Origin of the sequence: Streptomyces colwelliae, from assembly GCF_048158785.1 — a bacterium.
Lineage (GTDB): Bacteria > Actinomycetota > Actinomycetes > Streptomycetales > Streptomycetaceae > Streptomyces.
The window spans coordinates 1-22,748 of the sequence record NZ_JBLTJC010000160.1 but is presented as its reverse complement, the minus strand read 5'-3'; the positions used below and the strand labels follow the sequence as shown (position 1 = coordinate 22,748).

Sequence of the window (22,748 nt, the reverse complement as noted above, 5' to 3'; positions counted from 1 at the left end):
CCGCCTCTCCGGTGCGCGTCGGCCTCCTGCCGCTGGGGAATGGAAGATTCAGCGAGAGTTCCACCAGCAGGCGGAAAGGGAGGCGTACGAGCGCCGACGGGCGCACGTACCCGCAGGCCGCACGCTCTACGAGCACCGGCCGTGACGTCCATCCGACCCCGCTGACTTCACGGCCGCCTCGTCATCAACTCCCCATGACCGAACCCCAGTTACGTACCAAGGACGCCATGACCCAGCAGCACTCGGCCATCGCCCCGGCACCGAACCCCACCAAAGCAAAGCGCGGCGACTGGTGGAGAGACGCGGTGATCTACCAGGTCTATCCGCGCAGTTTCGCCGACAGCAACGGTGACGGCATGGGCGACCTGGAGGGCGTCCGCGCCCGCCTCCCGTATCTGCGCGACCTCGGTATCGACGCCGTCTGGCTCAGCCCGTTCTACGCCTCCCCGCAGGCGGACGCCGGCTACGACGTCGCCGACTACCGTGCCGTGGACCCGATGTTCGGCAACCTGCTCGACGCCGACGCGCTGATCCGCGACGCCCACGGGCTCGGCCTGCGCATCATCGTCGACCTCGTGCCCAACCACTCCTCGGACCAGCACGAGTGGTTCAAGCGGGCGTTGCGGGAGGGCCCCGGCTCGCCGTCGCGGGAGCGCTACCACTTCCGTCCCGGCAAGGGCGAGAACGGCGAACTCCCGCCCAACGACTGGGAGTCCATCTTCGGCGGCCCGGCCTGGACCCGGGTCACCGAACCGGACGGCTCGGCGGGGGAGTGGTACCTGCACCTCTTCGCCCCGGAGCAGCCCGACTTCAACTGGGAACACCCGGCGGTGGGGGACGAGTTCCGCTCGATCCTCCGCTTCTGGCTGGACATCGGCGTCGACGGCTTCCGCATCGACGTGGCCCACGGCCTGGTCAAGGCGGAGGGCCTGCCCGACCTCGGCTCGCACGAGCAACTCAAGCTGCTGGGCAACGATGTCATGCCGTTCTTCGACCAGGACGGCGTGCACGACATCTACCGCCAGTGGCGCACGGTCCTCGACGAGTACGCGGGCGAGCGCATCTTCGTGGCCGAGGCATGGACGCCCACGGTGGAGCGGACGGCCAACTACGTCCGCCCGGACGAACTCCACCAGGCCTTCAACTTCCAGTACCTGTCGACCGATTGGGACGCCGGGGAACTCCGTACGGTCATCGACCGCACCCTGGAGGCCATGCGCCCGGTCGGCGCCCCCGCCACCTGGGTCCTCTCCAACCACGACGTCACCCGGCACGCCACCCGCTTCGCCAACCCGCCCGGCCTGGGCACCCAGATCCGCCTGGCGGGGGACAGGGAGCTGGGCCTGCGCCGAGCGCGCGCCGCGACCCTGCTCATGCTGGCGCTGCCCGGCTCGGCGTACATCTACCAGGGTGAGGAGCTCGGCCTGCCCGACGTCGTCGACCTCCCGGACGAAGTCCGCCAGGACCCCGCCTACTTCAGGGGCGCGGGCCAGGACGGCTTCCGGGACGGGTGCCGGGTGCCGATCCCGTGGACGCGCACCGGATCGTCGTACGGCTTCGGAAGCGGCGGGAGTTGGCTGCCGCAGCCGGACGGCTGGGGTGAGTTGAGCATCGAGGCGCAGACCGGGGCGGCCGGTTCGACGCTGGAGCTGTACCGGGCCGCGCTCGCCGCCCGCCGTACCCAGCCCGACCTCGGCGCGGGCGACTCGGTGGAGTGGCTGCGGGCGCCCGAGGGCGTACTCGCCTTCCGGCGCGGGGAGTTCGTGTGTGTGGCCAACACGAGCGGGGAGTCGGTGACGACATCGGCGTACGGTCGTCTCCTGCTCGCCAGCGGTGAGGTGACCGAGGCGGACGGCGAGGCGAAGCTGCCCGCCGACACGACGGCATGGTGGACCACCACACCGTAACTCGCCCTAACTGTCCCGAACTCCCCCTCCGCCACGGGAAGTTCTTGCATCAACTTCACACGGCCCGCTGCCCTTTTGGGCGGCGGGCCTTTAACATCTGGGCGACCGCAAGGTTTCCATGGAGTTTCAGCAAGAACCTTCAACGGAGAAGGAACCCACATGGCCAGCAGCAGATCACTTGCAGGAGCTTGCGCCCTCGCCGCCGCGACGGCCTTCCTGGTGCCCGGCACCGCACACGCCTCCCCGCCCGGCACCAAGGACGTCACCGCCGTCCTCTTCGAGTGGAACTTCGCCTCGGTCGCCAAGGAGTGCACCAACACCCTCGGCCCGGCCGGCTACGGCTACGTCCAGGTCTCCCCGCCCGCCGAGCACATACAGGGCTCGCAGTGGTGGACGTCGTACCAGCCGGTGAGCTACAAGATCGCGGGCCGGCTCGGCGACGCGACCGCCTTCCAGAACATGATCAGCACGTGCCACGCGGCGGGCGTGAAGGTCGTCGTCGACACGGTCATCAACCACATGTCGGCGGGCAGCGGCACCGGCACCGGCGGTTCGACGTACACGAAGTACAACTACCCCGGCCTGTACTCCTCGTACGACATGGACGACTGCACGTCGGCGGTCAGCGACTACACCAACCGCGCCAACGTCCAGAACTGCGAACTCGTAGGCCTGGCCGACCTGGACACCGGCGAGGAGTACGTCAGGTCCACCATCGCCGGCTACATGAACACCCTCCTCGGCTACGGCGCCGACGGCTTCCGCATCGACGCGGCCAAGCACATCCCGGCGACCGACCTCGCGAACATCAAGTCCCGCCTGAGCAACCCCTCCGTGTACTGGAAGCAGGAGGTCATCTACGGCTCCGGCGAGGCCGTCCAGCCCACCGAGTACACCGGCAACGGGGACGTCCAGGAGTTCCGCTACGCCTACGACCTCAAGCGGGTCTTCAACAACGAGAACCTCGCGTACCTGAAGAACTACGGCGAGGGCTGGGGCTACATGAGCAGCTCGGTGGCGGCGGTCTTCGTCGACAACCACGACACGGAGCGCAACGGATCGACCTTGAACTACAAGGACGGCGCCAACTACACCCTGGCCAACGTCTTCATGCTCGCCTACCCGTACGGCGCCCCGGACATCAACTCCGGCTACGAGTGGTCCGACGCGGACGCCGGCCCGCCCAACGGCGGCTCGGTGACGGCCTGTTGGCAGGATGGTTGGAAGTGCCAGCACGCCTGGCCGGAGATCAAGTCCATGGTGGCCTTCCGCAACGCCACGAGCGGCCAGTCCCTCACCAACTGGTGGGACGACGGCAACGACGCGATCGCCTTCGGCCGCGGCAGCAAGGGCTACGTCGCCATCAACCACGAGTCGTCCTCGCTGACACAGACGTACCAGACGTCGATGGCCGCGGGCACGTACTGCAACGTCCAGAACAACACGACGGTGACCGTGAACTCCAGCGGGCAGCTCACCGCGACGCTGGGGTCGAACACGGCGTTGGCGATCTACTCGGGCAAGTCGAGCTGCTGAGCCGTGCAGGGGGCTCGTCGTACCCGGTTACGCTGCCGCCATGATGCGCGCGGTGGTGTTCGACGTCGGTGAGTGCCTGGTGGACGAGACCCGGGAGTACGGCACTTGGGCCGATTGGCTCGGCGTACCCCGGCACACCTTCCACGCGATGTTCGGCGCGGTCGTCGCGCAGGGCCGGGACTACCGTGAGGTGTTCCAGGAGTTCCGGCCCGGCTTCGACCTGTACGAGGAGCGCGAGAAGCGGGCCGCCGCAGGCAAGCCGGAGTCCTTCGACGAGGAGGACTTGTACGACGACGTGCGGCCTGCAATGGGGCAGTTGCGCGCCGATGGTCTGTGGCTGGGCATCGCGGGCAACCAGACGATCCGCGCCGGGAAGATCCTCCGGGACCTGTTCACCGAGGACGTCGACCTCATCGGCACGTCGGACGACTGGGGCGCCAGCAAGCCGGACCTTGAGTTCTTCCGACGTGTGGCCGAGGTCGTCCCCTTCACCGCCGACGAGATCCTCTACGTCGGCGACCGCGTCGACAACGATCTGCGGCCGGCCGTAGCGGCGGGCATGCACACGGCCCTGGTGCACCGGGGACCGTGGGCGACGATCCAATGGAGGACCGAGGAAGCCGAGAACCTCCCGACGTTCAGAGTCGAGAGCCTCTCGGAACTGCCCGCACTGATCGCGAACTTCAACGACTCAGCGCGCTGACCGTCGTCGACCAGCCGTACAGCCGGTCGTCGAGTTCGCGCACACACTGCTCGTGCTGGTGCGGCGCCAGAGTGCGCCGCACCTCGCGCACCCGGTCCATTCCCATCGCGTACCAGGTCCGTTCCAGCTGGTCGAGCGCCCGCAGCGCATAGCGGCAGGCCTCGTCTAGGTGTCCGGCCGCTGCCTCGACGGCGGCAAGGTCTCCGAGTACGACGGTCGCCTGCTTCTCCTCACTCGGGTCGAGCGAATCGAGCACCCCGAGGAGGGTTTCCCTGGCCTGGGGCAGATGCCCGGCCTTCAACTGCGTGTTGCCTTTGAAGGCCGCGAGCCGAACAGGGCTGAACCAGTCCAACCAGTCCGGGCTTTGCTGCTCGGAGCCTGCGGCGAACGTGTCTTCGGCGTGTCCGATGAGGTGCAGTGCCGTACGGGCGTTGCCACACCGGGTCTCGCACTCCGCCTCGACCGCGTCCAGCCAGGCGAGCAACTCGGCCGAGGGGGCGCCCCGCCGGGCGTAGGTGCGCGCGGCGACCATCCGCTCGGCTGCCTTGTCCCGCTCGCCGTCCCACGCGGGGATGAAGGCGGTGTGCGCCAGGACGGCCGCGCCGAGCAGCGGGTCGTCGGCTTCGCCTGCGGCCTGGAGCGCGAGCAGCAGGGTGTTCCTGGCCCGGTCGGCGTCACGCATGTCGAAGAACTCGATGCGTCCGGCGAGCAAGTAGGACTCCGCGAGGGCTGCGGCTACGGCCCGCCGGGTCTGGCCTGCGGTTTCGGTGAGCAGGGCACAGCCGAGGGAGCCGTGGGCCTGCGCGGCGGGGTGCAGCGTGGCGGGCGCGACGGACCAGTACAGGCGCCGGTGAGATCGAGTGACGGCCAGGAAGTCCGTTGCGACGGTGGCGGGTTGCATGGTGATGGCCGTCGTAGGGACTGCGGCCAGCCCTACGACGGCGGCCGTGGCCGCGAGAACGGAGCGGCGGCCGCGGCCGGGTTGGGCGGTGTTCGACGAGCTGAAGCCCAACGAGTCGAGATCCTGGCCGAGTTCACGCGTGAGGGCCTGAGCCTGGTCCGGCTGAGGTGATGGCGGATTCTCGGACTCCCAGCGCCGCACCTGGCGGACTCCGACCCCGAGGGCGTCGGCGAGGGCCTGCTGCGATCCGAATCCGGCCGCCAACCGGGCCGCCTTGAGCCGGGTGTTGCCTGCGGGCCGTGGCACTGTGCTGCACCTCCATGTCGAGCGCTGCGGATAGTGTCACCCGAAGTCCTCGATCTGGCCAGCAGTCACCCTGTGAGACCAATAGAAGTCCCATTCATGGCAGTTGAAAGACCTATTTAAGTCCTCGTTATTGGTGTCTAGGAGGGCCATTCTGAAGCACGCCTGATCGTCTGTGCTTCGAGGAGCCGCCATGCCGACCACACGATTGCCGACCGCCGCGGGGTGTACCTTGCAGGACGCGGGCCTGGACTGGGACGTGATCCGGGTACCGCGCCAACTGGGTATCGCCGCCATGGCTGTCCTGGGCGCCGGCTGCGGAGCCGTACTGGAGTACCCGCCCAAAGACGTCGTCTATTTCTTCGTCGCTCGCGGTACCGCTGCCCGGTGGGCAGTCGAGGGGACCCATCCGATCGGTAAAGGCGGCACCCTGGTGATCCCGCCGGCATGCTGTACGCAGCCACCGGGCCCGCACTGGCGGATCTGCCCCGGGGAGCGCGACTGGCTCACCGATGCGCATGCCCTCCTGGCTGCCCTTGAGGACTGCTTGCGCTCCGAGAGCGGATGGGAGCGGTCGGCATGAGCGACCCCGCTTCGGGCCTGGTCCCTGGTGTCATGGAGGTCTTGGCGTTGCCGTCGCTCGACGAACTCACCGATGAGCAGGCGCGCGGCGTGACTTGCGTCTGGGGCGGTGAGCGGTTGACGACCGAGACGGCCGTCGACCTGGGAGAGCAGCCGGAGCCCGGGCGCTGGTTTCCCAGAGCGTGTCGCCAGTGCGTGGCCGGGCGTGCGCACCAGGGGCTGTTCGCTCATGGCTCGACGTGCGAGGACTGCGCGGACGATGCAGCCGCGTGCCCGGTCGGGAGAGGCCTGTACCGCTTGGTGAGGGAGTGCCGACGGTGAACTTCTGCGGCCGTTGCGACGAGCTGATCAGGCGCGACGAGGAGTTCACGGAGCACGACAAACTGTCACCCTCGGCTGCGGGTACGACGATCTACCTGCATGTGAAGGACTGCAAAAGGGTGCCGACCCGGACGACCCAGGTAGCCCTTGGCCATTGAGTCGGCCCGCTGATCCACGGTGTTGGACGGCGGCGGCGTGAGGGTGGACGTCGCCGCCGTCCGGCCCGTGGGGGATCAGGAGGTGACGGTGATGTGCTTCGCCAGCGCCGTGACGGACAGGTCGCCGTGGTCGACCCACTGGGGGAGGGCCAGGGTCTTGTGCTGGGTGGAGGCGGGCGGGGTTATCTCCAGGTAGGCAGCGTGCACCGCGCCCGACGTGCCGGTGTTGGCGTGGGTCCAGGCGACGACGGCCTCGGCGCTCTCGCCGTCCTTGAGGGTGAGGGTCTTCTTACCGGGGTTGTGCGCGTACCAGGTGTTGCCCCAGGTGGTGTGGGTCGTGAGCTTCTTGTGCGCGGAGTTCTCCAGGCCCAGGCCGGGGTAGCCGCGCAGCGCGCAGGTCTTGCCGCTGAGGTTGCGCAGCCTGATGACGATGCCCTCGTGGTTCATGCCGCCGGCGAGCTGCTGACCGTACGTGGCCTTGAGCGCGGTGGCGGAGCAGGTCGGGGTGGCCTTCGCGGTGGCCGTACCACTGAAGGTCGCGGCGTTGGCGGTACCTGCCCAGGCCGCGAGCCCCAGACCGGCGACGGCGGCCAGGCCGATCACCGTACGCCCGAAGCGCCGGTCGGCGCGGTGCCGGTGCTTGGCATTGCCGGTCTGGTCGGCGGTGTTCTGGACTTCGTTCACGGTGATCGTCCCCACTCCTGCTTCGCGGGCCGTGGTCTGCGGCCCGCTCCGTCCTCTGGTGCTGTACACAAGGTCCGATGCGCGGTGCGGCGGATTTGTTCGCGGGAGGAGGCAGGAGAATTCACGTGCCGCGTCAGTGTCTGCGGATGGCGGTGGGGCGTGATGTCGGTGGACTCGTATGGCTTCGTAGGTGAGAACGGGGATCAGGCACACATTCCGTGAGTACGATCACCGGGGTCGGGCTCTGTCCAATGGGCGTCGGCGGTGTTCAGACTGCCCACCCGCCGGTGTTCGAGTACGACTCGTAGGAGTACCGAGTGCGGCGGTCCCATTCCTCGCCGGTGATGCGTTCGTAGGCGTGGTCTGGCGTGTAGAGCAGGCTCTCGGCCCAGATGAGGTCGGTGGCGAACGGTGCGAAGGCCCTCGGATCCTGGAGTACGTCTTCGAATGCTTCACGGCCGGCGGCGACGACTGCGCAGCGTGTGTAGAGGAATGCGTCACCGGACAGGCCCTGTCCGAGTTCCTTGCGGTCCAAGCGGTAAAGGGCCCAGGACAGTTGCTCGGCGAAGCCGGTGACGACGAACACCGGGGACTGAGCAAGGTGCTCTGTCAGCGCGGCTGCCAGTTGTTCGGAATCAGGGTCCAGCCCGGTGGGTCTGCATTCCTCGATGAGCTGCCAGAAGGCGTCTTCGTTCATGCCAGCGAGCATGACGCAGACGTCTGACACTCCGTCTACTTGGTCACCTGTTCGCTGCCGCTGTGAGGAGGACCTGCTTGCGGAGCAGGGGGAGCTTGGCGCGGCCGAACATCTGACGTTTGATCATCTTGATGTGGTTGACCCGGCCTTCGACGGGACCGGAGTTCCAGTGGGTGGTCAGTCCCCGGAGGACGGCGTCCCAGTCCTTCTCCAGGCCGTGCGCAAAGCTGTGGAGTCCGGGGAGGTCCTCGGCCTGGGCGGCGAGGATCCAGTCCTTGAGATGCTGGCCGGAGCGGGTGGTGAGGATTTCGGCGAAGGACCGGACGAGCTGTTCGGCAGCGGCCAGTTCGGGGCAGCGGGCGAGGACGCCGGCGAACTGCTCCCGCTCCTCGTCCCTCAGGCGGTCGGGGTGGCGCATCATCCAGCCGGTGACGTGGCGGACGCCCGGCGGCGCTGGTCCGACGACGCGGATGCGCCGTCGGCGGCGGGGCCGCAGGTAGTCGCTGATGATCTGGTAGCTGCCCTGATAGCCAAGCTCTTTGAGCTCGGCGTGCAGGTGGATGGCGTTGGTGTGGCCCTCGGCCCAGCGCCGGTCCAGGTGTGCCTTGAAGGGGTCAAGCTGGCTGGGCCGGGGCTGGTGACGGCCGTTGAGCATCTGCTCGGGTGTTTCGGCTCGGGCGGCCCGGCGGACGGTATTGCCGCCCATGTGCAGTTCCCGGGCGATCTCCCGGATGCCGTGTCCCTGGTCAAGGAGGGCGTGGACGATCGCGTGGCGTTCACGCTGTCGGGCCTCGATGGGCGACATGGCCTTCGTCGTGTTCTCCGGCTCGGCGAAGGAGATGCTCACGATGCCGTTTGCGTCGGCGTCCGGCGGTTTGAGGCAGGCGTTGTGCCGGCGCACGCAGCCTTCCACCGCGGTGCCGAGGTTCTGCAGCAGGTGGAAGGGGTCTGCGACCTGGACCGCGTGGGGTGCTCCGGAGCGGGCGCCGTCGGCGTAGGACCCTGCCCGGTCCCGGCAGATGACCTCCGAGCTGGGATGGGCCAGCAGCCAGGCGGCCAGCGTCCCGGCGTCCCGGCCGGGCAGCAGGTCCAGGGGCTGACCGGTCTCGCAGTCGATGATGACGGTGCCGTAGTGCTGCCCGCGGCGTGTAGCGAAGTCGTCCACCCCCAGCACCTTCGGCACAGCCCAAACGGGATCGGGCACGGCCATCACCAGCCGGAGCAACGTCATCCGGCTCACGACACTGTGCAGGACCTTCGCGAAACGAGCCCCGGAACGGCCGGCGAGAGCCACGGCCACCGCCTCCAGCACCCTGCGCAATGCCGGAGTCCGCCTGCCGTACCGCACGGTGAGTCCATCGACCTGCTCGGCGAACGTACGGCGCGGACAACCAGCGTTCTCGCAGTACAACCGCCGGACGGACAGATCGATCCGTACCGCCTGCTCACCCACCGGGCCATCGGCAAGGTGCCGTTCGTAGGTGCTGTGTATCCGCTCGGACGGCGTCGCGCAGTCGGGACAACTCACGACCACGTTCCGGGTTCTGGCCACAACGTGGACCGCACCGTCCGCCGGGACGACGGCGTCCACCAGCACGGTGTCGAGGTACGGGAACAGCACGCTGACGAGCTCGGCCCACCGCACCACGGTCCCAGACGACGCTACGTCACTGCCCTTGAATCCCGGTGATCGTCCTCACGGAATGTGTGCCTGATCCGAGAACGGGGTCCGCTTGTAGGTGAGTTCGGGAGCCAGTTACTGCCTGTCGTATGCGCGTTTTGAGGCCACTTGGATGGGGTTGGTTCATTCCTCGGGAACGGGTCAGCTTTCCAGCTGACCCAGGGCTCCTCCCAGGATGCCGGCCAGCCCCGTGCCGGCCTGGAGCAACCTGGTCCTGGCCGGACCCGCCGGGCTCCCCAGGAGACACACCACCAGCAGCAGAGTCCCGCCGACAACGAAGAACCAGTCGCCGAACGAGTCGTGCCACTGGCCGAAGGAGCGGAAGCGGCCCAGCGCGACTGTGACACCCATGACGACGAGGAGGGCGAGGTAGAGGGCGTCGCCGACTGGCATCCGGTTCGTCAGACTGTCCCCAAGGGAGCTGAGTACCACCAGCGAGGCGGCCACCGGGGTCACCAGCATGGCCCGCCCGGTCCACCACGGCACGACGAGGCCGATGCTGCAGGCGAGACCGAAGCATGACATGAGGACGGCGGTCACATTGTTCCGGGCCACGCCCCTACGGATGAGGGACGGCATCGCCAGGAACGACACCAGCAGGAAGACGGCGATAGCCCACTGCGCAATCCACAAGAGGGTGTTCAAGGCCGGGACCTCGCTTCAACTCGCCTTTTATTGAAGGAGTTTGGGGGATCTGGTGGGATGAATCAAGGCCTGGCCCCGAGCCGGTGTGCCTTTGAGTACGTGGTTTCATCCCTGGCCGTTGTCTTCGCGGCCCGGGACGACGGGCAGATCCGGCTCTCGCTGTCCAAGCCATGTGACGAAGCACCGCGAAGGGCGAGGGCGCCTCGGGCGAGTGCTGATTCAACACGCGCTCAGCCTGGGGCCTTGGTCCGCTGGGTGTGCGCGAGGCGGTAGGAGTCGGTGCCGGTCTCGATGATGTTGCCGCCGTAGGTGATCCGATCCGTCCCACCACCGGACGCCGGGTGGCAGCAAAACACCTCCACCGCGGCTCGGTCGATCCACCAGACTTGCCCTTGTTTCCTGACGGAGAAGGGGCGACGCACATGGCGAACAGCGCACTTCTGGTGATGGACGTCCAACGGGACATCGTGGCCATCGCCGACGACGGTTCCGGATATCTGCCGCGCCTGCGCAGGGCGATCGACGGTGCCCGGGCTGCCGGCATCCCCGTGATCTACGTGGTGATCGGGTTGCGGCCGGGCGATCCGGAAGTCAGCCCTCGCAACAGGGTGATGACGAATGCCGTGCGGGCCGGCCTGTTCACCGAGGGTGCCCCTGGCACCGAGATCCATCACGACGTCGCGCCGCGGCAGGGCGACGTCGTGGTCACCAAGAGGAGGGGGAGCGCGTTCTCGGGCAGCGACCTCGACCTGGTACTCAGGGCTCGCGATATCGACAGCCTCGTTCTCACCGGCATTGCCACCAGCGCCGTTGTGCTGTCCACCCTGTGGAGCGCCCTCGACCTGGACTTCGGCCTCACCGTCCTGGCGGATGCCTGCCTCGACACCGACCCCGAGGTGCACCAGTTCCTCACCGAGAAGCTGTTCCCGCAGTGGGCGGATGTCGTCGACGTCGAGGACTGGCTCAAGGCCATCGCGCCGCAATAGCCGAGTGTCGATGAAAGTTCTTTCTCCACCTTTCATGCCTCTTGCTGCAACCCTTGCGTCGGCGATACGGTCTCGCCGGGGTCGGACCCGAACTGAGCCGTAATCGCGAGGAGTTCACGCCTGTGATACCGAGATGGCCGGCGCCCCGCACGCGCCGCACCGAGCGACGGAGAAGGATCACGGGCGTCATCGCCGCCGCGCTCCTCGCGGCGTTCGTCCAACCCCTCGCCGCCCACGCCGCGACCCCGCCCGCACCCCCGTCGGACGCCAAGCTGGCAGCCGCATCCGCTCGGCACGACGACACCCGCGAGCAGTTCTACTTCGTGATGCCGGACCGGTTCGCCAACGGCGACACCTCCAACGACCAGGGAGGGCTTACCGGTTCACGCCTCAGCACCGGTTACGACCCCACCGACAAGGGCTTCTACCAGGGTGGCGACCTCAAGGGTCTGACAAAGAAGCTCGACTACATCAAGGGCCTCGGCACCACCGCCATCTGGATGGCCCCGATCTTCAAGAACCAGCCCGTGCAGGGGACGGGGAGCGACGCCTCCGCCGGCTACCACGGTTACTGGATAACGGACTTCACCCAGGTCGACCCGCACTTCGGCACCAACAAGGATCTCGCGACCCTCATCTCCAAGGCCCACGCCAAGGGCCTGAAGGTCTTCTTCGACGTCATCACCAACCACACCGCCGACGTCGTCGACTACGAGGGCAAGTCCTACGACTATCTCTCCAAGGGCGCCTTCCCGTACCTGACCAGGGACGGGCAGCCCTTCGATGACGCCGACTACGCGGACGGCTCCCACACCTTCCCCACCGTCTCCACCTCCTCCTTCCCCAAGACCCCGACCGTCCCCGCCGGCAAGGCGAACGTGAAGGTCCCGTCCTGGCTCAACGACCCGACGATGTACCACAATCGGGGCGACTCGACCTATGTCGGCGAGAACGCCACCTACGGCGACTTCTCCGGCCTCGACGACCTGTGGACCGAGCGCCCCGAGGTCGTCAGCGGCATGGAGAAGATCTACGAGAAGTGGGTCCGCGACTTCGACGTCGACGGCTTCCGCATCGACACCGTCAAGCACGTCGACATGGACTTCTGGACCCAGTGGGCCACCGCACTCGACAACTACGCGGCGCAGCACGGCCGGAAGAACTTCTTCATGTTCGGCGAGGTCTACTCCGCCGACACGTCGGTCACTTCGCCGTACGTCACCCAGGGCCGCCTGGACGCCACGCTCGACTTCCCCTTCCAGGACGCGGCCCGCACCTACGCCTCACAGGGCGGCAGCGCGCAGAAGCTCGCGAGTGTCTTCGGCGACGACTACAAGTACACGACCGACAAGGCGAACGCGTACGAGCAGGTCACCTTCCTCGGCAACCACGACATGGGCCGCATCGGCTACTTCCTCGACCAGGACAACCCGAAGGCCACCGACGCCGAACTCCTCGCCAAGGACAAGCTCGCCAACGAGCTGATGTTCCTCAGCCGCGGCAACCCTGTCGTCTACTACGGCGACGAACAGGGCTTCACCGGCTCCGGCGGCGACAAGGACGCCCGCCAGCCGATGTTCGCGTCGAAGGTCGCCGACTATCTCGATGATGATGAGATCGGTACCGACCGCACCGCCGCCAGCGACTCGTACGACTCAACTGCCCCGCTGTACAAGCAGATTGCCGCTCTCTCGAAGCTGCGCAAGGGCAACCCCGCCCTCACCGACGGCGTCCAGACCGAGCGCTACGCGGCCGACGGCGCCGGTGTCTACGCCTTCACGCGGACGGGCACGGGATCGGACAAGAACGAGTACATCGTCGCCCTCAACAACGCCGACACCGCGAAGACAGTGACCTTCGCGACCGGTTCGGCGGACATGGAGTACCGGGGGATCTACGGCACTTCGGCCACCGCGACGAGCGGCGCCGACAACAAGGTCAGCGTCACCGTCCCCGCCGGTGCCGCGATCGTCCTCAAGGCGGCCGGCGCTCTCGCCAAGCCCGTCACCAAGCCCACGATCACCCTCAAGGCGCCGGACGCGGGAGCCACCGGCACCGTCGAGTTGAGTGCGGACGTCACCGGCGGTCAGCTCAACCGGGTCGTCTTCGCCGCCCAGACCGGCAACGGCAAGTGGCAGACGCTGGGCTCCGCCGACCACGCCCCGTACAAGGTCACTCAGGCCATCGGGAAGGACGTACCGGCCGTAACAGCCCTGCGCTACAAGGCAGTTGTCATCGACGCGACCGGTCGCACGGCGAGCGCGACAGCCGCGTCCACCACCGGCACCCCGCCCGCCGAGGAGATCCCCACCGCCTCCTCGCGCGACTACGCGATCGTCCACTACAAGCGCACGGACGGCGACTACGACAACTGGGGCCTGTACGCCTGGGGCGACCTCGCGGACGGCGAGGCGACGAGCTGGCCCGCGAGTCATCCGTTCGTCGGCCGGGACGCCTACGGCGCCTTCGCCTACGTCAAGTTGAAGCCCGGCGCCTCGAACGTCAGCTTCCTGGTGATCGACAAGGACGGCAACAAGGACGTCACCGCCGACCGTTCGATCGACGTCACGCAGACCGGTGAGGTATGGATCGAGCAGGGCAAGGAGGCCGTACAGACCCAGCGGCCCGACTACCCGGCGCAGGACACCACCAAGGCCGTCATCCACTACCACCGCGCGGACGGCGACTACACCGGCTGGGGCCTGCACGTCTGGACGGGTGCCGCGAGCCCCACGGACTGGTCGAGCCCGTTGCAGCCGGTGAAGACTGACGCGTATGGCGCTGTCTTCGAGGTGCCGCTCAACTCGGGTGCCACCAGCCTCAGTTACATCATCCACAAGGGTGACGAGAAGGACCTCTCCGCCGACCAGTCGCTGGACATCAAGACCAACGGCAACGAGGTGTGGCTGTTGAACGGCCAGGAGAAGTACCTCCTGCCGCAGCCCGCCGGGAGTGCGGCCGCCCTCGACCTGACCACCTCCAAGGCGGTCTGGATCGACCGGGACACGGTCGCCTGGAACGGCTCCGACGCGGCTGCCTCCACCCAGCTCGTGTACTCCCGCGACGGTTCGATCGCCGTGAAGGACGGCACGCTGACGAGCGACGACGAGCGCTGGCTGCGGCTGTCCAAGACCACGCTCACCGACGCCCAGAAGGCCAAGTTCCCCTACCTGAAGGACTATTCGGCCTGGTCCGTCGATCCGCGTGACCGGGGCCGCGTGAAGGAGGCGCTGAACGGTCAGCTCGTCGCCTCCCAACGGGCCGTGAACGGCGCGGTGTTGGCCGCTACCGGCGTTCAGATCGCCGGCGTGCTCGACGACCTGTACGGTGCCGCGACCAAGGCCGACCTCGGCCCGACCTTCCACAACGGTCGTCCCACGCTGGCCGTTTGGGCGCCGACCGCGCAGTCCGTCCAGCTCGACCTCGACGGGTCGCTGAAGAAGATGAGCCTGGACGCCAGCACCGGCGTCTGGTCCGTCACCGGTCCGGCCTCCTGGAAGAACAAGACGTACCGGTACGTCGTGAAGGTGTGGGCGCCGACCGTCCAGAAGCTGGTCACCAACGAGGTCACCGACCCGTATTCGGTCGCCCTCACCACCGACTCCGAGCGCAGCCTCGTCGTCGACCTCACCGACAAGTCCCTTGCCCCGAGCGGCTGGTCGAGCCTGAAGAAGCCCAAGGCGGTGGCGCTGAAGGACGCGGAGATCCAGGAGCTGCACGTTCGGGACTTCTCCGTCGACGACAAGACCGTCCCGGCCGCCGACCGGGGCATGTATCTCGCCTTCACGGACAAGGACAGTGACGGCTCCAAGCATCTGCGGGAGCTGGCCGAGTCCGGGACGTCGTACGTGCATCTGCTGCCCGCCTTCGACATCGCCACCATCCCCGAGAAGAAGTCCGAGCAGTCGGCCACCGACTGCGACCTCGCCTCCTATGCCGCCGACTCGGAGAAGCAGCAGGAGTGCGTGGCGGCCGTCGCCGCGAAGGACGCCTACAACTGGGGTTACGACCCTTACCACTTCACGGTCCCGGAGGGTTCGTACGCCACCGACCCGGACGGCACCGGTCGTACCGTCGAGTTCCGCGAGATGGTCAAGTCGCTGAACCAGGACGGCCTGAGGGTCGTCATGGACGTGGTCTACAACCACACGGCGGCCAGCGGGCAGGCGGACACCTCCGTGCTGGACAAGATCGTGCCGGGTTACTACCAGCGGCTGTTGGCCGACGGCAGCGTGGCCAACTCCACCTGCTGTGCCAACACGGCGACCGAGAACGCCATGATGGGCAAGCTCGTCGTCGACTCGGTGGTCACCTGGGCCAAGGAGTACAAGGTCGACGGCTTCCGCTTCGACCTCATGGGGCACCAGCCGAAGGCCAACATCCTCGCCGTACGCAAGGCACTCGACGCGCTGACCCTCGCGAAGGACGGCGTCGACGGCAAGAAGATCATCATGTACGGCGAGGGCTGGAACTTCGGTGAGGTTGCCGACGACGCCCGTTTCGTGCAGGCCACGCAGAAGAACATGGCCGGCACGGGCATCGCGACCTTCTCCGACCGGGCCCGTGACGCCGTACGCGGCGGCAGTCCCTTCGACGAGGACCCGGGGGTGCAGGGCTTCGCGTCCGGGCTGTACACCGACCCCAACTCCTCCACGGCGAAGGGCACTTCGGCCGAGCAGAAGGCCCGCCTCCTGCACTACCAGGACCTCATCAAGGTCGGCCTGAGCGGCAACCTCGCCAAGTACCGCTTCACCGACACCGACGGGAAGGACGTCACCGGCGCCGAGATCGACTACAACGGCGCTCCCGCCGGCTACGCGGACGCGCCCGGCGACGCCCTCGCCTACGTCGACGCGCACGACAACGAGTCGCTGTTCGACGCCCTCACCTACAAGCTGCCCGCCACGACGAGCGCCGCCGACCGGGCCCGGATGCAGGTCCTCGCGATGGCCACCGCCACCCTGTCGCAGGGACCATCCCTCTCCCAGGCCGGGACCGACCTGCTGCGCTCCAAGTCCCTGGACCGCAACTCGTTCGACAGCGGTGACTGGTTCAACGCGATCCACTGGAACTGCGCGGACGGCAACGGCTTCGGGCGGGGGCTGCCGATGGCCGCCGACAACGAGTCCAAGTGGCCGTACGCGAAAGGCCTGTTGACGTCGGTGAAGGTCGGCTGCGGGCAGATCGAGGGGACCTCAGCCGCGTACCAGGATCTGCTGAAGATCCGTACGACGGACCCCGTGTTCTCGCTCGACACGGCCGGGCAGGTGCAGTCGAAGCTGTCGTTCCCGCTGTCCGGGACCGACGAGACGCCCGGGGTGATCACCATGGAACTCGGTGATCTGGTGGTCGTGTTCAACGCGACGCCGAGCGCGCGGGAGCAGAAGGTGGGCTCGCTGGCCGGTACCGGTTACCGCCTGCACCCGGTGCAGGCGGCGGGCGCGGACGCCACCGTGAAGTCGGCCTCGTACGCGAAGAATTCGGGCACCTTCGCCGTTCCGGGACGCACTGTGGCGGTATTCACCCGGACACCCTGAAAGCGCATTACCGTAGTGGGGCAGGCTGTGGACATCGGCCTGCCCCACCGGTGTGTCAAAGGGCCAGGTCTGAGAAATGGACGTCAACGGCAAACTGACGCACGCGACCGTACTGGTCGTGGACGACGAGCCGGCGAGCCGGTTCGCGATCGAGAGCGTGCTGAGCCGCGCCGGCCATCGGGTCCTCGCGGTCGGCAGCGGCGGCGAGGCGCTCGACGAACTCGACGGGCGACTGCGCAAGGGGAACCTGCCCGACGTGGCGCTGATCGATGTGCACCTGCCGGACATGAGCGGGTTCGAACTGTGCCGGCTGCTCAAGGAACGGCCGCGCATGGCGGGCCTGCCGGTCGTGCACGTCTCGGCCCTCGCCGCGCCCCCGAGCAACCGCTGCCAGGCGCTCGACGCGGGCGACGAGGCCTACCTCACGGTGCCCGCGGAGCCCGAGGAGATCGAGGCGGCGGTCCGGGCCGCCGTCCGGGCCGCCCGGCTGCGCGCCGACGACCAGGCGCTCGTACGACGGCTGACCCTGCTGTCGGAGATGATCGTCACCATCCAGGCGGCGCGCTCCCTCCAGGAACTCGTCGAGGTCGCCGCCGACGGCACCGCACGGCTCACCGGCACCCCCGCCGCCGTGTTCGTCCTCGACCGCGACGACCAGCTGTACCGCGGCCTGCCCCGGGACCGGACCTCGGTCGCGCTGCCGGGCGAGGACGCCGACCAGGCCGTGGCCCGGCTGCTGCGGCGGCTCTCCCAGGGGCAGTCCGGGGTGCAGATCACCACCGTGCCCACGCCGCTGTGGCCCACCGGGTTCTTCCGGCCCGGCGTGGAACACGATGCCCGGCTGGCGCTGGTCCTCACCCAGGAGGGCAGGGCCCCGGTCTGCCTCGCCGCCCCCACCCGCGGGCTGCGCCGGGTGGGCCCCGAGGCCGGGGCGCTGCTGGCGCAACTCGCCCAGGCCACCGCGCTCGCCGCCGAGCCGCTCCTCATGTACCAGGTGGAACGGCATGTCGCCCTCACCCTCCAGGGCAGCTTCCTGCCCAAGCCGGACCGGCTGCCCGAACTGCGGGGCGTGGACGCCGTGGTGAGGTACGTGCCCGCGTCCCAGGACACCGAGATCGGCGGCGACTTCTACGCCGTCCTGAAGATCGCCGGGGGAGTGCTGTTCGCCGTCGGCGACGTCGTCGGGCACTCGCTGGAGGCGGCCACCGTCATGGTGGAGATACGGCACGCCCTGCGCGCCTACTGCGTCGACGAGAGCGACCCGAGCGTCCTCGCCGAGCGGCTGGACCGGATGCTCCAGCACTACCACCCGGAGACCACGGCCACCGTCTGCCTGGCCCTGGTCGACCCGGACACCGGGCGCACCCTCATCTCCAACGCGGGCCACATCCCGCCGCTGATCATCCGGGACAGCGGCAGCGCGGACTACGCCAAGGCGGCCGGCCCGCTGCTCGGCGTGGGCCTGCCCCATCCGCCGCCCACGGAACTGTTCCTCGAACCCACCGACCGCCTCCTCATGATCACCGACGGCCTCATCGAGACCCGGGGCACGGACATCTCCGTGTCGATGGAACAGCTCCGCGCGGCCGCCTCCGGCGCGCTGCCCGGCCTGGACGCGCTGTGCGACACCCTGCTCGACTGCTTCGGCGTCGACCGGGACGACGACATCGCGATGCTGGCGCTGCGGCTAAGGTGAGCCCGTTATCGGCCCAGAACAGGGGAAGCCCATGCCGCAGATCACCGTCGACCACTCCCACACGATCTCCTTCGACCAGGACGGTTTCTCCCGTGCGCTGCACGAGGCGGTGGTCGAGATCGCGGCCGCGAAGCCGGAGTCGTGCAAGACCCAGTTCCGCCCGAGCGAGTACACGGCCTACGGGTACGAGGGTCTCGACGAGCTGGGACACACCGTCGTGCACGTCACCCTCGGCCTGCTCGCCGGACGCACCGAGGAGACCAAGGCCCGCCTGACCGAGAAGGTCCTGGACCTCCTCCGCGAGTACATCGACGAGGACGGCTCCGTGCTGCACGCCTCCGCCGAGGTACGCGAACTGGACGCGTCCTACCGGAAGTTCGAGCGCTAGGTCTTGTTCGGGCGGTCTGGCCTTGTCCTGAAGGTCAGGACGCCAGCGCGATCAGCCGGACGACGAGGTCGGTGAACGGCCCGTCGCCCGGCTCGTTCCGGAGGGACTCCCGCAGCAGCGCGGCCAGTTCGTCGTCGTACGCCGCGCTCACCGCCGCCAACGCCCCGAAGTCGTGCACGAGTTGGCGTTCCAGATCGGCGCGCGGGATGCGTCGGCCGTCCAGCCAGATCAGGGCCGTCGACTCGACCAGCGAGATCCAGGAGCGAATCATCAACTCCAGCCGGGCGGGCGGCTGTTCGACCTTCATGTGGGACAGGATCTGGAGATACGCGGCGTGCCGTACCCCGTCGACGAGCGCGTTGGTGGTGGACGAGCCGACCGCCGGACCGCCGCGCATCAGCGCCGCGAAACCGGGCCCGTGGTCGTCCACGAAGTCGAAGAACCGGCCCATCACCCGCAGCAGCCGTCCCCCGAGCGAGCCCTCCTCGGCGACCACGAACCGCCCGGCGAGATCGTCCGAGGCGCGCTGCAACGCGGCCTCGTACAGGCTGAGTTTGCCGGGGAAGTAGTGGTAGACCAGCGGCCGGGAAATGCCCGCGGCCGCGGCTATCTCGTCGATGGAGACCTCGTCGGGCGAGCGATGGCTGAACAGGTCGAGAGCGACGCCGATCAACTGCTGTCGCCGTTCCTCGACTCCCATCCTGCGGCGAACCCCGGTACTCATGCGAACACCTTACCGATCCGTTCCGGCCCCGAACGGACCGGACCGACCATGGTTGTTCACATCACCCCATCACAAATCCAGCACCAGACGCTCACTTCGGGCCCGTGACACGCAGATCAGCATCGAGTCGGCCCGCTCCGCGTCCGTCAGCAACTCGTCCCGGTGCTCCACCTCCCCTTCCAGCACCCGCTGTTGGCAGGTTCCGCAGAAACCCTGTTCGCAGGAGTAGAGGGTGTTCGGCAGCTCCGCGCGGACGGCCGCGAGCACGGTGGAGTCGGCGGGCACGGTCAACGTCCGCCCGCTGCGCCGGAGTTCGACCTCGAAGGCGGCGTTCCCGCCCAACGGGGCCTGGGGCGCGAACCGTTCGAGCCGCACGTCGGGGAAGCGCTCCGCGACGGCCGCCATCAGCCCCTCCGGCCCGCAGCAGTAGACGACGGCCCCCTCGGGCAACTCCCTGAGCTGAGCGTCGAGTTCGGGCCGCAGCCCGCTCACCACGGTGACCCGGCCCGCATCGAACTCCGCCAACTCGTCGAGGAACGGCATCGACTCCCGCGTCCGACCGGCGTACAGGAGACGCCAGTTGACGCCCTCGGGCAGTGCCCGCAGCATCGGCAGCACCGGGGTGATCCCGATGCCGCCGGCGACGAAGACGTACGCGGGCGCCTCGACGAGCGGGAACCGATTGCGCGGCCCCCGCACCTCCAACTCCGCGCCCACCCGCACCTGTTCGTGCACCTCGCGCGACCCGCCCCGCCCGTCCTCGACCAGCCGCGTCGCGACCGTGTACGACGAGGTGTCCGCCGGGTCCCCGCACAGCGAGTACTGCCGCACCAGGCCTGAGGGCAGCACCAGATCGATGTGCGCCCCGGGCTCCCAGCGCGGCAAGTCCCGCCCTTCCAGGCGCAGTTGTACGACCCCGTCGGCGACCGTCTCCCGTGCGGCGACCCGCAGCCTCAGTGCCCGTGAGCGCGGCCGGCCGGAGATCGGCGGATCCAGCGCGGGGAGCGGCCACAGCGGCGAAGCCCGCACCCGGCGCCGTAGCGCACGGCGGGTCAGGAGCGCGGCGCCGGCCAGGACGGCGACAGTGAGGGGCTTCGGCACTACTCCGCCCTCTTCTCGGCGGCCACCGCGGCGGGCGAGGATGCGAGGTAGGCGATGGCCTGCTCGGTGCTGCCCTCCTGCGAGGGGTGGTAGGCGCGGCTCAGGTAGCGGGGTATGGACCTGAGCATGTCGCCGGTGGCGGGCAGGGTGCCGCGTTTTCCGGCGACGTAGAAGTCCTTGAAGCTCACGTGCGCGTCGACGAGGGTCGGGTCGTTCGCCATGAAGAAGCGGGACCCGCGCTGCCACAGGAACATCAGCGCGGCGAACGCGGTCGCCCAGGTCCGTGCGCGTCGCCGGTAGCCGCCGTCGACGTGCATGAAGAGGTCGAAGGCGACGGAGCGGTGCTCGACCTCCTCGGCGCCGTGCCAGCGCAGCAGGTCCAGCATGGTCGGATCGGCGCCGCGCCGGTCCAACTCCTCGGCGTTCAGCACCCAGTTGCCGAGGAACGCCGTGTAGTGCTCGATCGCCGCGATGATCGCGACCCGCTCCAGCAGCCACCACTTCCGGGCCTTGCCCGGCGGCAGGGTCCGGTCGCCGAGCAGCTTCTCGAAGAACCAGTCGACCTGCGCGGTGTACGGCGTCGGGTCGAGCCCCAGTTCCCTCAGGTGCGGCAGCACCTCGTCGTGCGCCTGGGAGTGCATCGCCTCCTGGCCGATGAACCCGATCACGTCCTCGCGCAGCCGGTCGTCCCGGATCAGGGGCAGCACCTGCTTGTAGACGTGCACGAACCACCGCTCACCGGCGGGCAGCAGCAGGTGCAGCACATTGATCGTGTGCGTGGTGAACGGATCGCCGGGCACCCAGTGCAGCGGGGTGCCCTCCCAGGAGAAGGACACCTTTCGGGCCTTGAGCGGCGTGTTAGACATGGCGTCAATGTACTGACGGGTAAGTCCCTGGGGAACCCTTGTGCGGGGACTTGTTGACGTGAGTGTCAGCGAGGGGGTGATGGAGTGCCGGCTGAGGTCAAGCGCCCCAAAGGGGCGCGGGGAACTGCGCGACCAGCCACAACGGCCCCGCACTCGACGACGTACCCACCCCGCGGAGCGCTAACGCAGGCCGCTGATCGTGGTGCCGTCGCCCAGTGCCCCCTTCAACTCGGCCTGAACACCCTGCTTGGTCTTCACAGCGAGCAGCGCACCCCGAGCCGAACCATTGACCCCACCCGTCGCGCTGATCGACTCCGTCCCCTTACTGCCCGCCGCCAACAAGAACCAGTGCCCCGCCGCCGACTTCCACAGCACCCCGGCCAGCACATGCGGGTCGCGCGCTCCGCACGCCGCCGCGCCCCGCGCCTTCGCGGCGACCGCGCCGTACGTCCCGCCCGGCGTGCGGAACTGCGCCAGCACCGGCTCGCCGCCGCCCTGCCAGGTCTCGGCCCGGGTGCACACCCAGTCCGCCGCGCCGCTCGCGTCGGGCAGCGGCTGCTCGGCGAACTGCCAGGCGTTCACGGACCGTACGCCCAGCGAGCGCATGGCGCCGAGGGAGCAGGCGAAGGGCGCCCAGGCGTGCTGGGCCGCCGCACCGGACACCTCGTGGACCGAGCCGGGGCGTCCGACGGTGAGGTGCGCGGGGACCAGTTCGCCGAGGTCGCTCATCAGGCGGGTGCCGGTGTCGTCGGTCAGCTGGAGCACGTTCCACGACGTGCACGCGCCGGTCGTCTGCGCGGGGCTGGCCAGCGGTGAGGTGATCCCGTCGGTGAGGGTCATGGGCAGCGCGCCGGCGTTCGGCTTCTGGAGATCGCGCATGGCCGCCTTCTTCACCCAAGGGGCCGTCAGATAGCGGACGTTGCCGTCGGCGCGGTCCAGGACCACCGCGTTCGCCTCGGACCCGGTCGCGCCGTCGACCCGCGCGAAGTCCAGCGCGGCTCCCTTCGTACCGTTCTTCGGTTCGGCGTAACGGGCGATGCGCAGACCGTCGTAGAGGATCACCACGCGCGCGTTGTCGACCGTGCCGGCGTAGAGGACGAGATCGACGTCCTGCACGGTGAAGTCGGTGACGCTGTACGACACCTCCGGTCCGTACACCGATCCGCTCGTCGACACTCGGCGTCGACACCGTCGAGGCCGCCGCGGCAGCGGCGCCGTCCGCCGACGCATCCTCGCGGTACGCGAGCACCACGCCGGAGCCGCACACGTCTGGTTCCTGCGCCGCGACCCTTGAGCTTCCACCTACCAGGACCACGCCCGCCGCCGTCACAC

General features: G+C 68.6%; 18 protein-coding genes and 1 pseudogene. 9 read left to right on the top strand and 10 right to left on the bottom strand.

Going from position 1 to position 22,748, the window contains the following annotated elements:
• Positions 1-227 precede the first annotated feature (227 nt).
• The 3 genes from ACNFOC_RS29205 to ACNFOC_RS29195 all read left to right on the top strand — a co-directional run bounded on the left by ACNFOC_RS29205 (position 228) and on the right by ACNFOC_RS29195 (position 4,146).
• On the top strand, positions 228-1,907 hold the full coding sequence (locus tag ACNFOC_RS29205) for a glycoside hydrolase family 13 protein (RefSeq protein WP_416962067.1): 1,680 nt from the start codon (positions 228-230) through the stop codon (positions 1,905-1,907).
• A 159-nt stretch (positions 1,908-2,066) separates the two neighbouring features.
• Complete coding sequence (locus ACNFOC_RS29200) at positions 2,067-3,443, top strand: alpha-amylase (RefSeq protein WP_416962065.1); 1,377 nt, start codon at positions 2,067-2,069, stop codon at positions 3,441-3,443.
• Positions 3,444-3,483: 40 nt separating this feature from the next.
• A complete protein-coding gene (locus ACNFOC_RS29195) occupies positions 3,484-4,146 on the top strand; it encodes an HAD family hydrolase (protein WP_416962064.1) in 663 nt (220 codons plus the stop codon).
• Here the strand turns inward: ACNFOC_RS29195 and ACNFOC_RS29190 are convergent.
• Positions 4,127-5,353, bottom strand: a complete 1,227-nt coding sequence (locus ACNFOC_RS29190; protein WP_416962063.1) for a helix-turn-helix transcriptional regulator — start codon at positions 5,351-5,353, stop codon at positions 4,127-4,129. The genes ACNFOC_RS29195 and ACNFOC_RS29190 overlap by 20 nt on opposite strands.
• A gap of 190 nt (positions 5,354-5,543) precedes the next feature.
• Here ACNFOC_RS29190 and ACNFOC_RS29185 point away from each other — a divergent pair, with 190 nt between their 5' ends.
• Complete coding sequence (locus ACNFOC_RS29185) at positions 5,544-5,933, top strand: hypothetical protein (protein ID WP_416962062.1); 390 nt, start codon at positions 5,544-5,546, stop codon at positions 5,931-5,933.
• A 553-nt stretch (positions 5,934-6,486) separates the two neighbouring features.
• On the opposite strand, the gene ACNFOC_RS29180 is transcribed toward ACNFOC_RS29185, so the two are convergent.
• The 5 genes from ACNFOC_RS29180 to ACNFOC_RS29160 form a co-directional block, all read right to left on the bottom strand.
• On the bottom strand, positions 6,487-7,095 hold the full coding sequence (locus ACNFOC_RS29180) for a DUF4232 domain-containing protein (protein ID WP_416962061.1): 609 nt from the start codon (positions 7,093-7,095) through the stop codon (positions 6,487-6,489).
• Between the two features lie 268 nt (positions 7,096-7,363).
• Positions 7,364-7,792 carry a DUF4240 domain-containing protein gene (locus ACNFOC_RS29175; protein ID WP_416962060.1) on the bottom strand — a complete coding sequence of 143 codons (429 nt, stop codon included), beginning with the start codon at positions 7,790-7,792 and terminating at the stop codon, positions 7,364-7,366.
• A 43-nt stretch (positions 7,793-7,835) separates the two neighbouring features.
• Positions 7,836-9,437 (bottom strand): ISL3 family transposase, encoded by a 1,602-nt coding sequence (locus ACNFOC_RS29170; protein ID WP_416962059.1) that lies wholly within the window; start codon positions 9,435-9,437, stop codon positions 7,836-7,838.
• A 177-nt stretch (positions 9,438-9,614) separates the two neighbouring features.
• Positions 9,615-10,118: a hypothetical protein gene (locus tag ACNFOC_RS29165; protein WP_416962058.1), complete on the bottom strand. Its 504-nt coding sequence runs from the start codon at positions 10,116-10,118 to the stop codon at positions 9,615-9,617.
• 230 nt (positions 10,119-10,348) lie between these two features.
• Positions 10,349-10,576 (bottom strand): hypothetical protein, encoded by a 228-nt coding sequence (locus tag ACNFOC_RS29160; protein WP_416962069.1) that lies wholly within the window; start codon positions 10,574-10,576, stop codon positions 10,349-10,351.
• Here ACNFOC_RS29160 and ACNFOC_RS29155 point away from each other — a divergent pair.
• The 4 genes from ACNFOC_RS29155 to ACNFOC_RS29140 all read left to right on the top strand — a co-directional run bounded on the left by ACNFOC_RS29155 (position 10,541) and on the right by ACNFOC_RS29140 (position 18,725).
• Entirely contained in the window at positions 10,541-11,104 is a 564-nt protein-coding gene (locus tag ACNFOC_RS29155; protein WP_416962066.1) for a cysteine hydrolase family protein, read from the top strand. The genes ACNFOC_RS29160 and ACNFOC_RS29155 overlap by 36 nt on opposite strands.
• Before the next feature lie 122 nt (positions 11,105-11,226).
• Positions 11,227-16,641 carry a pullulanase-type alpha-1,6-glucosidase gene (gene pulA / locus ACNFOC_RS29150; RefSeq protein WP_416962057.1) on the top strand — a complete coding sequence of 1,805 codons (5,415 nt, stop codon included), beginning with the start codon at positions 11,227-11,229 and terminating at the stop codon, positions 16,639-16,641.
• 76 nt (positions 16,642-16,717) lie between these two features.
• Positions 16,718-18,337: a SpoIIE family protein phosphatase gene (locus tag ACNFOC_RS29145; RefSeq protein WP_416962056.1), complete on the top strand. Its 1,620-nt coding sequence runs from the start codon at positions 16,718-16,720 to the stop codon at positions 18,335-18,337.
• Positions 18,338-18,368: 31 nt separating this feature from the next.
• The gene (locus tag ACNFOC_RS29140; RefSeq protein WP_416962055.1) at positions 18,369-18,725 is read left to right on the top strand and encodes a 5-carboxymethyl-2-hydroxymuconate Delta-isomerase; all 357 of its coding nucleotides are present in this window, start codon (positions 18,369-18,371) and stop codon (positions 18,723-18,725) included.
• A gap of 34 nt (positions 18,726-18,759) precedes the next feature.
• Here ACNFOC_RS29140 and ACNFOC_RS29135 read toward each other — a convergent pair whose 3' ends face one another.
• From ACNFOC_RS29135 to ACNFOC_RS29120, 4 genes and pseudogenes are all read right to left on the bottom strand, one after another.
• Positions 18,760-19,449: a TetR/AcrR family transcriptional regulator gene (locus ACNFOC_RS29135; protein WP_086021728.1), complete on the bottom strand. Its 690-nt coding sequence runs from the start codon at positions 19,447-19,449 to the stop codon at positions 18,760-18,762.
• A gap of 69 nt (positions 19,450-19,518) precedes the next feature.
• Positions 19,519-20,550 (bottom strand): PDR/VanB family oxidoreductase, encoded by a 1,032-nt coding sequence (locus ACNFOC_RS29130; protein WP_416962054.1) that lies wholly within the window; start codon positions 20,548-20,550, stop codon positions 19,519-19,521.
• Positions 20,550-21,416, bottom strand: a complete 867-nt coding sequence (locus ACNFOC_RS29125; protein WP_416962053.1) for a metal-dependent hydrolase — start codon at positions 21,414-21,416, stop codon at positions 20,550-20,552. Before ACNFOC_RS29125 ends, ACNFOC_RS29130 begins: the two co-directional genes overlap by 1 nt.
• A 180-nt stretch (positions 21,417-21,596) precedes the next feature.
• Positions 21,597-22,514: pseudogene (locus ACNFOC_RS29120) on the bottom strand (hypothetical protein); the annotation flags it as partial.
• Between the two features lie 28 nt (positions 22,515-22,542).
• Here ACNFOC_RS29120 and ACNFOC_RS29115 point away from each other — a divergent pair.
• The gene (locus ACNFOC_RS29115) at positions 22,543-22,710 is read left to right on the top strand and encodes a hypothetical protein (RefSeq protein WP_416962068.1); all 168 of its coding nucleotides are present in this window, start codon (positions 22,543-22,545) and stop codon (positions 22,708-22,710) included.
• Positions 22,711-22,748 lie beyond the last annotated feature (38 nt).